This is a genomic window from Erythrobacter sp. (assembly GCF_035194505.1).
Taxonomy (GTDB): Bacteria; Pseudomonadota; Alphaproteobacteria; order Sphingomonadales; family Sphingomonadaceae; genus Erythrobacter.
On the sequence record NZ_CP136573.1, the window covers coordinates 368,455 to 380,685 of the forward strand.

Here is a 12,231-nt window from a genome sequence, read left to right on the forward strand (position 1 = left end):
TTTCTTGACAGGATCAAGCCGCGCGCCGCGCAGGCGTGCAGGGGAGAATTGTAATGGCGAGCACACCCCGGAAGGGCGTTATGGAGCGCATGTTCGCGCGCAAGTCGATTGCGCAGGTCCAGCGCGAGAGCGAGACGAGCGAACTCAAGCGCTCGCTCGGAAAGTGGAACCTGCTGCTGCTGGGCGTGGGCTGCATCATCGGGGCGGGCATCTTCGTGCGCACCGGCAGTGCCGCGGCACTTCACGCCGGCCCGGCCGTGCTGCTGAGCTTCGTGGTGGCAGGCATCGTCTGTGCCTTTGCCGGCCTTTGCTATGCCGAGCTGTCCTCGACCCTGCCGGTCTCGGGTTCGGCCTATACCTACAGCTACACCACGCTGGGTGAATTCGTGGCGTGGATCATGGGCGCGCTGCTGCTGCTCGAATATGGTCTGGCCGCATCGGTGGTCGCCGTGGGCTGGTCCGGCTATGTCGTCAGTCTGCTGGCGGATTTCGGCCTTGTCATCCCGCCGCAGTTCACCGGTCCTGCGGGCTACACCCTGATGAAGGATGGCGCGCCGGTGCTGATCGACGGTCAGACGGTGACGACGCTCTTCAACCTTCCCGCCTTCCTGATCTGCATGGTGCTTGCGCTGCTGCTGGTGGTGGGCGTTTCGGAAAGCGCCAAGGTCAACAACGCGATTGTCGCGATCAAGGTGAGCGTGCTGGCTGCGTTCATTCTGGTCGGCGGAGCAATCGTGCTGAGCAATCTGCCCACTCTGATGGCTGAAAACTGGGTTCCGTTCATTCCTGAAAACACCGGTCCGGGCGAGTTCGGGATCGACGGGATCATGCGTGCCGCCTCGATCGTGTTCTTCGCCTATATCGGCTTCGAGGCGGTCTCGACTGCCGGCCAGGAAGCCAAGGACCCCGCCAAGGACATGCCCTTCGGCATCATCGGTTCGCTGGTCGTCTGCACGGTGATCTACATGCTGGTCGCCGCGATCATGACGCTGCTGGTCGACTACCGCACGCTCAACGTGCCCGATCCGGTTGCGGTCGTGGTCGACAATTTCGGCGCGCAGTGGGGCTGGCTTGCCAAGATCATCAAGGTGGGGGCGATCATCGGCCTTACCTCGGTGGTGCTGGTGCTGATGTACGCGCAGACCCGCATCTTCTACACCATGGCCCGCGACGGCTTGCTGCCCAAGGTGTTCAGCAATGTTCACCCGCGTTTCCACACTCCGGCGCTCAACACTGTGGTGGTGGGCCTGGTGACGGCGGTGGCTGCCGGCTTCTTCGACATCAACGTGCTGGGCGACATGACCTCGGTCGGCACGCTCGCGGCGTTTGCGATCGTGTGCCTCTCGGTGATCTACCTGCGCCGTGCCGCGCCGGAACTGCCGCGCGGGTTCAAGGTGCCGCTCTATCCGGTGCTGCCGGTGCTGGGCATCCTGTCCTGCGTCTATCTGATCACCACTGTTCCGCTGAACGTGCTGATGTTCTTCGCCTACTTCATGGTAGGGGCGGTTGCGCTCTATTTTGTCTACGGGCTGCGCAATTCGAACCTGCAGCACGGCGAACCGCAGGACGACGCGCCCGACATGGGCGAGTTTCCGGGGCCGGTGATCGAAGACTGATCAGCCTTTCCGGCTGGAATTGCAGGGCGCGGGGAGCGGATATGCGCTTCCCGCGCCCTTTGCATTGCAACGCCGCCGATTTTGGAACATAATGCGAACATATGAGTCGTTCGCCCATGTTCCCTTCGCTTTCACCTGCCCGCGTGCTGGCCCGCGCTGCGGCCGAGGCGCGCTGGCGTCCGGGTTCGCCCGCGCAGCCGTTCCATTCGGAAATCTTCGCTCCCGCCACCGAAGCGAGTGGGGCGGGGTTGGCGATGGCTCTGGCGCGCGATGCGCTGGCGGCAGAGGGGGCGGGCGATGATCGCCGTCAGGTGCTGTGGGTGCAGGACAAAAAGGCGATCCGCCTCGGCGGGCGGCCATTCGTCGCGGGCTTGCCACCAGATCTGCGCCACCGGTTGATCCATGTCGCCGCCGCCACGCCGGAAGATGCGCTGTTCGCGCTGGAGGAGGGGCTCAAGTGCCGCGATCTTGCCTGTGTGATCGGCGAGATTGCGGGCAATCCGCGCGCGCTCAGCTTCACCGCCTCGCGCCGATTGAGCCTCACCGCCGAGCGGCACGCCGTAGCGCTGTGGCTAGTGCGCCTCGATGCCGAGCCTGATCTGTCATCGGCCCGAATGCGCTGGCGGGTGCGGCCTGCGCCCTCGCTGCCGCCGCGCTGGAACGCAACTGCACCCGGCGCTGCCAACTGGCAGGCCGAACTGTTCCGCGCCCGCACCCATGCGCCAGGCCAATGGATCTTGAGCGATGCCCATGGAAGTCTGCACATCGTCAAGCCGCCCGTCGCCGATGTCGCCCCCGCTCGTCTTGCCGCGCCGTATTCTCGCCATCTGGCTCGCCCGACTGTCGGTCGATCGCTGGCGGCTCGCGCTCGCGCCTGAGGAGCGCGCGGCGGCCGAGGCCACGCCCACAGCGCTGATCGCCGAGACTGCGCACGGGCCGCGCATTGCCGATGCCAATGATGCCGGACGCGCCGCCGGTGCGCGGGCCGGGATGCTGCTGGCCGACGCGCGCGCGCTGTGTCCGCAGCTTGCCGCGGTCCCGGCCGATCCGGCGGGCGATCTGGCGGCGCTCGAGAAGCTTGCCCTGTGGGCGCAGCGCTGGGGGCCGTGGAGCGCGATGGACCCGCCCGATGGCGTGCTGGTCGATGTGACCGGTGTGAGCCACCTGTTTGGCGGGGAGGAGCGGTTGCTGGCCGATGTCGCCCGCGCTTTCGCTGCGCGGGGCCTTGCGGTGCGGTCTGCCCTCGCGCCGACAGCCGGGGCGGCCTGGGCGCTCGCCCATCATGGCCCACCGGGCGCGATCCTTGCCCCCGATACCGCACCGCTCGATGCGCTGGCCGATCTGCCGGTCGCAGCCCTGCGGCTCGATGATGATGTGCTCACCGTGTTGCGGCGTCTGGGGATCAAGCGGCTCGGCCAGCTTGCCGGAGTGAGCGGGGCGGGGGAGGATGACCCCTGCGCCGAGGCCGCCGCGCGCGATGCGCTCGCCCGTCGCTTCCGCAATCGCCGCTCGCCCGCCGCCAATCCGCTGCTGCGGCTCGACCAGCTGCTGGGCAAGGTGCCCGAACCGCTGCTGCCGGTCATCGCGCAGGTCATGCCGATGGTCCAGCGCCGGCTGATGGAGCCGCTGCGCCACCGCGATCTGCTCGATCAGGTGGTGGCCGATCTCGCCCATGACATGGTGCGTAGCCTCGAAGCGCGGGGCGAGGGGGCACGGCGGCTCGAACTGGCGCTGTGGCGGGTCGATGGCGAGGTGTTGCTGCGCCGGATCGAACTGGCCGCCGCCACCCGCGAGGCGAGCCATATGCTCCGGCTGTTCGCGGCACGGCTTGACGATGTCGAGGCAGGCTTCGGGATCGAGGCAGTGCAGCTGCGCGCCAGCTGGAGCGAGCCGCTTCCCCTCTCGCAGGCCGATCTCGATGCCGCAGCCGAGCAGCACGGCACATCGCTGGCCGCCTGTATCGACAGGCTCGGGGTGCGCCTCGGCCCGCAGGCGGTGACCCGCCCGGTGATGCGCGCCAGCCATATTCCCGAACGCGCGCAAAGCTGGCAGCGGCCGCTTGATCCCCTGCCGCCGGGGCAGGGCAGCCCGGCGCCGGGCACCCGCCCGATCAAGCTGCTTGACCGGGCGGAACCGATCGCGGTGCTCTATGCCTCGCCCGATGGCTATCCGCAGCGCTTCCGCTGGCGCGGGGCGGTGCGCGAGGTGGTGCGGGTGGAAGGGCCGGAGCGGATCGCGCCCGAATGGTGGCGCGAACGCTCAAGCGTGCGGCTGCGCGATTATTACCGGATCGAGGATGCCGCTGGCGGGCGTTACTGGATCTACCGGCAGGGCATTGCAGGCGACGGACGGGGCGGGGTTCCGGACTGGTTTCTGCACGGAATTTTCCCGTAATCAGAAGGTTAATCCGCTCATCATTTTTTTACCCCTTGATGCAAGATTCGCAGCGATGAACCTCTACACGATCCGCCGCGCCTCGGAGCGTCGTTCGCTCAGCCTGATGGTGAAGAGCCGGGTGAAGTCGCGCGAGGTGTTTGTGGATCTGATCGACATCTCCGAAGGAGGCTGCAAAATCCGCGGCAAGGCCGGATTTGCCGCAATCGGGGACCGGGTGACCATGAAGGTCGCCGGGATCAACGCGCCGCTCGGCACGGTGGCCTGGGTGGATGGTTCCTACGCCGGCGTCGCCTTCGAAGGCGCGATGCACCCGGCGATTCTCGATCATCTGTGCGCTCAGGGCGGCATCCGCCGGGTCGCGTCCGGCCGATAGTTCCCGCTAGACTGTCTGCGCCGCCCGCCGCAGCAGCCAGGCCGAAGCCAGCCAGCCGCACATCCACAGCCCGGTGAACACCCAGGTGAAGTGCCCCTGGGATTGCGCGATCACACCCGCCAGCAGCTGCGCCAGCGCCGCAACCACCATCGCCGCAGCCATGCCGCGCGCCCGCAATCTGGCCGCCAGCGTCCCGATCAATGCCACCAGCGGCACGAGGTTGAACCACAGGTTGACCGGATTGTTTTCCGATCCGGCGATCCCCACGGCGGCATTGGCCCACAGCAAGAGCAGCGACAGGCCCAGTGCAATCGCGGCGCCTGCGCGATAGGCGATGTTCCCGCTGGCCCGCACCGCCATTTCAAACGCGAGGCCCACCCCGCCCAGCAGCACTGCGGCAAAGACGAAGTCGGATGCGGTCCAGTTCACCTCGCGGGTGAATTGCATCGCCACGGCCGGCAAGCCGATCAGCGCGGCGATAGTGCCCCAGCCGATCATGCGCCAGAGGTTGAGAAAGGCGCCTTTGCGCCCGGCTTGTCGGTTCATGCTCTTGCCTCCTTGTTTCAAGGGCTCCATCACTGCCCCAAGCCGTTCTGAGCGGCATGAGAGGATCATGAGTATTTCCTGAAATGAGCAGCGCGAGCCTTCATTTCGGCCCTTTCCGGCTCGATCCGCCCAATCGCAGGCTGTGGCGCGGCGATGCGGCGGTGGAGCTCAATGCGCGCTATCTCGATGTGCTGATCCTGCTGGTCGAAGCGCAGGGTGACCTTGTCACCAAGGATCGCTTCATGGACGAGGTGTGGCGCGGCATTCCGGTGACAGACGAGGCGCTGACCCAGGCGATCCGCAGCCTGCGCCGCGCGCTGGGGGACGATGCCGCACGCCCGGTTTATATCGAGACCGTGCCCAAATATGGCTATCGCTTCGCTGCCAGCCTCGATGGGGAAGTGCAGGATGATGCGCTGCCGGCGCCGTCCGTCCCGCTCGCCCGGCGCGGTTTCATCCGCACGGTGCTGGCCGGAACGGCAGGCGCTGGATTGGCGGGCGTGGGGATCGGGCTGGTCTATGGATTTCTGGGTGCGGCAGGCCAGCCCTCTGCCGGCGGGGGCGGCGCGCTTTCGCTGCTTCTGGTGCTGATGCTGGTGACGGTGTTTGCCGCAGCGGTGGCAGGCCTCGGCATTGCCGCGGGCATTGCGGCGGCGCGCCTGATCCGGCCGCAGGCATGGTACTGGAGCCTTGCCGGAGGCGCGCTCGGCGGATTGTTGCTCGGCGGGTTCGGCCATGTGATCGGTGCAGATGCCTTCCGGCTGCTGGTTGGCGGCGATCTCGATCATTTTGCCGGCGCGGGCGAGGGGGTGGTCATCGGCGCGGCGACTGGCCTTGCCGCCGCTCGTGCTGCGCGCGGGTTTGCGCCGCTTGCGCTTGGCGCCTGGTTGGGGCTGATCGGCGGGGTGGCGGTATCGCTGGCAGACGGGCGCATGATGGCCGGCAGTTTTCAGGCGCTGGGCGCTGCCTTTCCCGCCTCTTCAATCGGCGGGGTGTTTGGCGAGAGCGGTCTGGGGCCAGCCGGTCTGGCGGTGACTGGCGGGATCGAAGGCGCGGCCTTTGTGGCGGCGATGGTGTGGGGGCTGCGGCGCTTCGACAGGTCGGATTAGCGCGTTGCAAAGAACGCACTGGCTCGCCCGCGCGTTGGAACATATAATGAACAAATGTCCGTCCCAACCCTGCGCCAACGCCTCGAAATCCTCGCCGATGCGGCCAAGTATGATGCTTCTTGCGCGTCATCCGGCACAGCCAAAAAGAACTCGCTGGGCGGTAAAGGCGTGGGCTCGACCGAGGGGATGGGCATCTGCCATGCCTATGCGCCGGACGGGCGCTGCATCTCGCTTTTGAAGATCCTGCTGACCAACCACTGCATCTTCGATTGCCACTACTGCATCAACCGCAAGAGCTCGAACGTGGCGCGCGCGCGCTTCACGCCGCAGGAGGTCGTCGACCTCACGCTCAATTTCTACCGCCGCAATTACATCGAGGGCCTGTTCCTCTCCTCGGGGATCGTGAAGAGCGCCAATCACACGATGGAGCAGCTGGTCGAGGTCGCGCGAGCCTTGCGCGAGGAGCATGACTTCCGCGGCTATATCCACCTCAAGACCATTCCCGAGGCGGACGCGGAGATCATCCATCAGGCCGGGCTCTATGCCGACCGGGTCTCGATCAATGTCGAACTGCCGACCAATGCCGGTCTCACCCGCCTCGCGCCCGACAAGGACGCGGGCCAGATCGAGGGGGCGATTGCGCGCACCAAGGCGCGGATTATCGAGGCGAAGGACGAGCGCAAGCGCTTCCGCCACGCGCCGCGCTTTGCTCCGGCGGGCCAGTCGACCCAGATGATCGTCGGCGCGGACGATGCCAATGACACGGCGATCATCGGCAAGGCGAGCCGGCTCTATGACAGCTTCGGCCTGAGGCGCGTCTATTACAGCGCCTTCTCGCCGATCCCCGATGCCTCGGCCGTGCTGCCGCTGAAGCGCCCGCCGCTGCTGCGCGAGCACCGGTTGTACCAGTCCGACTGGCTGATGCGCTTCTACGGCTTTGCCCCGCAGGAGGTGGCGGATGCGGCCGGGGCGGACGGCAACCTGCCGCTCGATATCGACCCCAAGCTCGCCTGGGCGCTGAAATTCCGCGAAAGCTTTCCGGTCGATGTGAACCGCGCGCCCAAGGAGCTGCTGCTGCGGGTGCCGGGGCTGGGGACGAAGGCGGTGGCGCGCATCCTTGCCGTGCGGCGCCACCGCAGCCTGCGGCTCGATGATGTGGCGCGATTGACCGCCTCGCTTGCCAAGGTGCGGCCCTTCATCTGCACCGTGGACTGGCGCCCGACGCTGCTGACCGACCGGGCTGATCTGCGCGAGTTCGTTGCGCCCAGACCTGAGCAGCTGGAGCTGTTCGGATGACCAGCATGCAGCACGTCTCGTTCGGCGCGCATTACGCGGTCCACCTGCCCGCACCCGATGATTTCGCGTTCTGGCGCGAACGGGCGCGGGGGCTGGTGCAGTGCGATATTCCGCCTGACCGGGTGAGCTGGATCGAACCGGGCGGAACGGGCGATCTGTTCGCGTCCGATGGGCCATCTCGTGGCGAGAAGCGCCTGCCCGTGCCGCCCGCCGATGCGCGTGCAGTGCGCGCCAGCCAGCGCTTTCTCGCCATCGCCCGCAGCGCTGCGCTCCATTCCGATCCGGCCCGCTTCGGCCTGCTCTACCACGTGCTGTGGCGCTTGCAGCGATGCCCACGCCTGATGGAGGACAAGGCCGACAGCCAAGTGCGCCGGCTTGAGGAACTCGCCAAATCGGTGCGCCGCGATGCGCACAAGATGCATGCCTTCGTGCGCTTCCGCGAGGTCGCAGAGGAGGACGGCACGCCCCATTTCGTCGCCTGGTTCGAGCCCGATCACCACATCCTGCGCGCCGAGGCTGGGTTCTTCATGCGCCGCTTTGCCAATATGCGCTGGTCGATCCTGACCCCGCGCGGCACCATCCACTGGGACGGCATCACGATGCGTGAAGGCCCGCCCGCACGGCCCGAGGATGCGCCTTCGGGCGATGCTTGCGAGGACCTGTGGCGCTCCTACTATGCTTCGATCTTCAATCCGGCGCGCCTCAAGGTCGGCGCGATGCTGTCGGAGATGCCCAAGAAATACTGGAAGAACCTGCCCGAGGCCGCGCTGATCCCGCAGCTGATCGCAGGGGCTCAGGCGCGCGAGGCGGCGATGGTGGCGGCAGGGGCGCGGGCCGAGCGGGCGCGTCCCGCAAGCCTTGCCGAGGTGGCGCAAGGGATCGCTGCCTGTCGCGACTGCGCGATTGCCGAATGCGCCACCCGCGCCGTGGCGGGCGAGGGGCCATCGCAGGCCCAAGGATTTTCAGGGCTGATGATCGTGGGCGAGCAGCCGGGCGATCAGGAGGACATCGCGGGCCGGCCTTTCGTTGGTCCCGCAGGGCAATTGCTCGATCAGCACCTCAAAGCCGCCGGGATTCTCCGCAGCGCCGCCTATGTCACCAATGCGGTCAAGCACTTCAAGTTTGTGGCCAAGGGCAAACATCGCCTGCACCAGTCCCCTACGCCCAAGGAGATCGACACCTGCCGCTGGTGGCTGGAAGCCGAGCGTGCTCTGGTGCGCCCGCGCATCGTGCTGGCACTGGGAGCGAGCGCGGCGCGCGGATTGCTCGGCCGCACGCTCAGCGTCAATCAGGCGCGGGGCCGCGCGACCCTGCTCGATGACGGGGCCGAGCTGTGGGTGACGGTGCACCCTTCCTACCTGCTGCGGTTGGACGGAGAGGCGCGGGCCGCGCAGGAGGCCCGCTTTGCCGCCGATCTTGCGGCGGTGCGGGCGCGGTTGGAGGGGCCGGATGCCCGACGCGCCGCTCACGCCTGACAAGCGCAGGCTCGATATCGATCCCGAGCGTGTCGCGCCGCCGCCGCGCGCGGCGTTTGTCGAACTCGGGCTGGTAAGCTGTTTCAGCTTCCTGCGCGGGGCCTCGGATGCGGTCGATCTGGTGCTCGCCGCGCATATGGTGGGCTATGACGCGATTGGGATTGCCGACGTCAATTCCATGGCCGGCGTGGTGCGCATTCACACCGAGGCGAAGACATTGAAGCTGCGCCCGGTGATCGGCTGTCGGATCGAGACGGTGGAGGGCCTCGCCTTTCTCGCCTATCCCGAGGACCGCGCCGCCTATGGCCGCCTCACCCGCATGATCAGCGCCGGACGGATGCAGACGCTGGCCGGAGAATGGCAGGACAAGGGCGTGTGCGAGATCGACCTCGCGCTGCTGGCTGAGCATTCGGAAGGCGTGCAACTGATCCTGCTGCCGCCCGATGATCTGGAGGCGCGTTTCACCATTCGGGTGCCGAGCAACATTATCCCTTTCCGGCGGCCCGGGCTTGATCCGGAACCGCTTGCGGGCAGCGATCTCGGCCTGCACCGGGATGACGAGCGGGCACTGGCCTTCGCAGACCTTCTCCCCCACCTCGTGCGCCAGCTGCCCACGCTCCTTCACATCGCCGCGAGCTACCTTTATCGCGGGGACGATATCGCCCGGATCGAGCGATTGGACTCGCTGGCCTGCGCCCATGGCCTGACGCTGCTGGCGACCAACGACGTCCACTACCACGCCCCCGAGCGCCGTGCGCTTCAGGACGTGATGACCGCGATCCGGCACAAGACCACCGTGGCGAAGGCCGGGCACCTGCTCCACCCCAATGCCGAGCGGCACCTCAAGTCGCCCGCCGAGATGCAGCGCCTCTTCGCGCGCTGGCCCCACGCGATTGCCGCCGCGCGCGAAGTAGCAGACCGGTGCAATTTCAGCCTCGATGAATTGCGCTATGAATACCCTGAGGAAATCTACCCCGACGGCCAGACCCCGCAGGCCTTCCTTGAAAGCGAGGTCTGGGCAGGTGCTGCGCGGCGCTATCCTTCCGGCGTGCCGGATAGCGTACGCGCCACGCTGGAGCGCGAGCTGGCGCTGATCGCCAAGCTCGATCTTGCGCGCTACTTCCTCACCATCAAGGATATCGTCGATTTCGCGCGCGGACAGGAGCCGCCGATCCTGTGTCAGGGGCGCGGGAGCGCGGCGAACTCGGCGGTGTGCTATGTGCTCGGCATCACCAGCGTCGACCCGGCCAAGCACCAGCTGCTGTTCGACCGCTTCATCTCCGAGGAGCGCAAGGAGCCGCCCGATATCGACGTCGATTTCGAGCACGAGCGGCGCGAGGAGGTGATCCAGTATATCTACGCCAGATATGGCCGCCAGCGCGCCGGACTGTGCGCCACCGTGATCCACTATCGCCCGCGCATGGCGATCCGCGAGGTCGGCAAGGCGATGGGACTATCAGAGGACGTCACATCCGCGCTCGCGCGCACCGTGTGGGGCGGGTGGGGGCGCGAGATCAACGAGAAGCACGCCGCCGAAACCGGTCTCGACATCACCGATCCGCATCTGCGGCGGGTTTTGAAACTCACCGAGCAGATGATTGGAATGCCGCGCCATTTGGGCCAGCATGTCGGCGGCTTCATCCTCACCCAAAGCCCGCTCAGCGAGACCGTGCCGATCGGTAATGGTGCGATGCCGGAGCGCTCCTTTATCGAGTGGGACAAGGACGATATCGAGGCCTTGGGCATTCTCAAGGTCGACGTGCTCGCGCTGGGGATGCTGACCTGCATCCGCAAATGCCTCGATCTGCTGGAGGCGCATCACGGCCGCGCGCTGACTCTCGCCAGCGTCCCGCGCGAGGATCCTGAGACCTATGCGATGCTGCGCAAGGGCGATTCGCTCGGGGTGTTTCAGGTGGAAAGCCGGGCGCAGATGAACATGCTCCCGAGGTTACGGCCTCGGGAATTCTACGATCTCGTCATCCAGGTTGCCATCGTGCGCCCCGGGCCGATCCAGGGCGACATGGTGCACCCCTATCTCAAGCGCCGCCGGGGCGCTGAGCCCGTGCAGATCCCCGCGCCCGCGCCCGAGCACGGCCCTCCGGACGAGCTCACCAGCATCCTCGGCCGCACGCTGGGCGTGCCGATCTTTCAGGAACAGGCGATGAAGATCGCATTGGATGCCGCGAAGTTCTCCAGCCTTGAAGCCAACCGGTTGCGCAAGGCGATGGCGACCTTCCGCAGCCGCGGGATGGTGGATGAATTGCAGGACATGATGGTCGAGCGGATGGTCGCGCGCGGCTATGATCGCGACTTCGCGCAGCGCTGTTTCAACCAGATCCGGGGCTTCGGCGAATATGGCTTTCCCGAGAGCCACGCGGCGAGCTTTGCCCAGCTCGTCTATGTCTCGAGTTGGCTCAAGTGCCATTACCCCGCGGCCTTCGCCTGCGCCCTGCTCAATTCGCAGCCGATGGGCTTCTATGCGCCCGCGCAGATCGTGCGCGATGCGGCCGAGCACGGGGTGCGGGTTCTGCCCGTGGATGTGAACCATTCGGACTGGGACTGCACGCTCGAGAACGGGGCGCTGCGGCTCGGCCTCAGGCAGATCGACGGGTTGCCCGAGCATGTCGCCGCCATGCTGGTGGCGGAGCGCGAGGGGCAGGGGGAATACCGCGATATTGCCGCGCTGCGCAGGCGGGCGGGGCTTTCACCGGCCCATATCGAGCGGCTTGCCAGCGCCGATGCCTTCACGTCGCTGGGCGTCTCGCGCAGGCAGGCCCTGTGGGACGCGCGGAGCCTTGTGGCCGCTCCCGATCTCCCGCTGTTCCGCGCCATGGGCGTGCGCGAGGAGGGGGCGGAGCGGGCGCAGATGCAGCTTCCCGCCATGCCGCTGTCCGAGGAGGTGGTGGCCGATTACCAGACCACCCGCCTCAGTCTGAAGGCGCACCCGATGGCCTTCCTGCGGCCAGAGCTTGCGCAGCGCGGTTTTGTGCGGGCCTGTGACCTCAGGGAACGCAAGTTCCGCAGCATGGTGCAGATCGCCGGCGTGGTGCTGATCCGCCAGCGGCCGGGTAGCGCCAAGGGGGTGACTTTCATCACGCTTGAAGACGAGACCGGCGTGGTCAACCTCGTGGTCTGGCCTGATTTAAAAGAGAAATTGCGCAAGGTGGTGATGGGGGCGCGGTTGATGGAGGTGCGGGGCCGCGTCGAGTATGATGACGAGGTGATCCACGTGATCGCTGCCCACCTCACCGATGCCACCCATCGGCTTCACGCGCTGTCGGACGACCTGCTTGATGCGCCGCTGGCACGGGCGGACGAGGTCAACCGTCCGGTGCCCGAACGCGGGCTCCAAAGCGGGCCGGGAGGGCATCCGCGCGATGCCCGGATTATCCCGAAATCACGCGACTTTCATTAGACTT

At 66.9% G+C, this 12,231-nt stretch carries 9 protein-coding genes; 8 read left to right on the top strand and 1 reads right to left on the bottom strand.

Going from position 1 to position 12,231, the window contains the following annotated elements; all coding sequences use genetic code 11:
- Positions 1–53: 53 nt before the first annotated feature.
- From RSE14_RS01875 to RSE14_RS01890, 4 genes are all read left to right on the top strand, one after another.
- Positions 54–1,616, top strand: a complete 1,563-nt coding sequence (locus RSE14_RS01875) for an amino acid permease (RefSeq protein ID WP_324075554.1) — start codon at positions 54–56, stop codon at positions 1,614–1,616.
- Positions 1,617–1,717: 101 nt separating this feature from the next.
- Positions 1,718–2,494, top strand: a complete 777-nt coding sequence (locus RSE14_RS01880; RefSeq protein WP_324075555.1) for a recA-like protein — start codon at positions 1,718–1,720, stop codon at positions 2,492–2,494.
- A complete protein-coding gene (locus RSE14_RS01885) occupies positions 2,403–4,010 on the top strand; it encodes a Y-family DNA polymerase (RefSeq protein WP_324075556.1) in 1,608 nt (535 codons plus the stop codon). Before RSE14_RS01880 ends, RSE14_RS01885 begins: the two co-directional genes overlap by 92 nt.
- Positions 4,011–4,065: 55 nt before the next feature.
- A complete protein-coding gene (locus RSE14_RS01890; protein WP_324075557.1) occupies positions 4,066–4,386 on the top strand; it encodes a PilZ domain-containing protein in 321 nt (106 codons plus the stop codon).
- Positions 4,387–4,392: 6 nt separating this feature from the next.
- On the opposite strand, the gene RSE14_RS01895 is transcribed toward RSE14_RS01890, so the two are convergent.
- Complete coding sequence (locus RSE14_RS01895) at positions 4,393–4,932, bottom strand: hypothetical protein (RefSeq protein WP_324075558.1); 540 nt, start codon at positions 4,930–4,932, stop codon at positions 4,393–4,395.
- Between the two features lie 83 nt (positions 4,933–5,015).
- Here RSE14_RS01895 and RSE14_RS01900 point away from each other — a divergent pair, with 83 nt between their 5' ends.
- From RSE14_RS01900 to RSE14_RS01915, 4 genes are read left to right on the top strand one after another with little or no spacing between them, the layout of a single operon-like run.
- Entirely contained in the window at positions 5,016–6,041 is a 1,026-nt protein-coding gene (locus RSE14_RS01900; protein WP_324075559.1) for a winged helix-turn-helix domain-containing protein, read from the top strand.
- Between the two features lie 54 nt (positions 6,042–6,095).
- On the top strand, positions 6,096–7,337 hold the full coding sequence (locus tag RSE14_RS01905) for a putative DNA modification/repair radical SAM protein (protein ID WP_324075560.1): 1,242 nt from the start codon (positions 6,096–6,098) through the stop codon (positions 7,335–7,337).
- A complete protein-coding gene (locus tag RSE14_RS01910; RefSeq protein WP_324075561.1) occupies positions 7,334–8,812 on the top strand; it encodes a UdgX family uracil-DNA binding protein in 1,479 nt (492 codons plus the stop codon). The genes RSE14_RS01905 and RSE14_RS01910 overlap by 4 nt, the downstream gene beginning before the upstream one ends.
- On the top strand, positions 8,787–12,227 hold the full coding sequence (locus RSE14_RS01915; RefSeq protein WP_324075562.1) for an error-prone DNA polymerase: 3,441 nt from the start codon (positions 8,787–8,789) through the stop codon (positions 12,225–12,227). The genes RSE14_RS01910 and RSE14_RS01915 overlap by 26 nt, the downstream gene beginning before the upstream one ends.
- The last annotated feature ends 4 nt before the right edge of the window (positions 12,228–12,231 follow it).

Bases quoted from the DNA above. Each gene is read 5' to 3' on its own strand.
- RSE14_RS01875 (WP_324075554.1), top strand. From the start codon at position 54: ATGGCGAGCACACCCCGGAAGGGCGTTATGGAGCGCATGTTCGCGCGC.
- RSE14_RS01880 (WP_324075555.1), top strand. From the start codon at position 1,718: ATGAGTCGTTCGCCCATGTTCCCTTCGCTTTCACCTGCCCGCGTGCTG.
- RSE14_RS01885 (WP_324075556.1), top strand. From the start codon at position 2,403: ATGTCGCCCCCGCTCGTCTTGCCGCGCCGTATTCTCGCCATCTGGCTC.
- RSE14_RS01890 (WP_324075557.1), top strand. From the start codon at position 4,066: ATGAACCTCTACACGATCCGCCGCGCCTCGGAGCGTCGTTCGCTCAGC.
- RSE14_RS01895 (WP_324075558.1), bottom strand. From the start codon at position 4,932: ATGAACCGACAAGCCGGGCGCAAAGGCGCCTTTCTCAACCTCTGGCGC.
- RSE14_RS01900 (WP_324075559.1), top strand. From the start codon at position 5,016: ATGAGCAGCGCGAGCCTTCATTTCGGCCCTTTCCGGCTCGATCCGCCC.
- RSE14_RS01905 (WP_324075560.1), top strand. From the start codon at position 6,096: ATGTCCGTCCCAACCCTGCGCCAACGCCTCGAAATCCTCGCCGATGCG.
- RSE14_RS01910 (WP_324075561.1), top strand. From the start codon at position 7,334: ATGACCAGCATGCAGCACGTCTCGTTCGGCGCGCATTACGCGGTCCAC.
- RSE14_RS01915 (WP_324075562.1), top strand. From the start codon at position 8,787: ATGCCCGACGCGCCGCTCACGCCTGACAAGCGCAGGCTCGATATCGAT.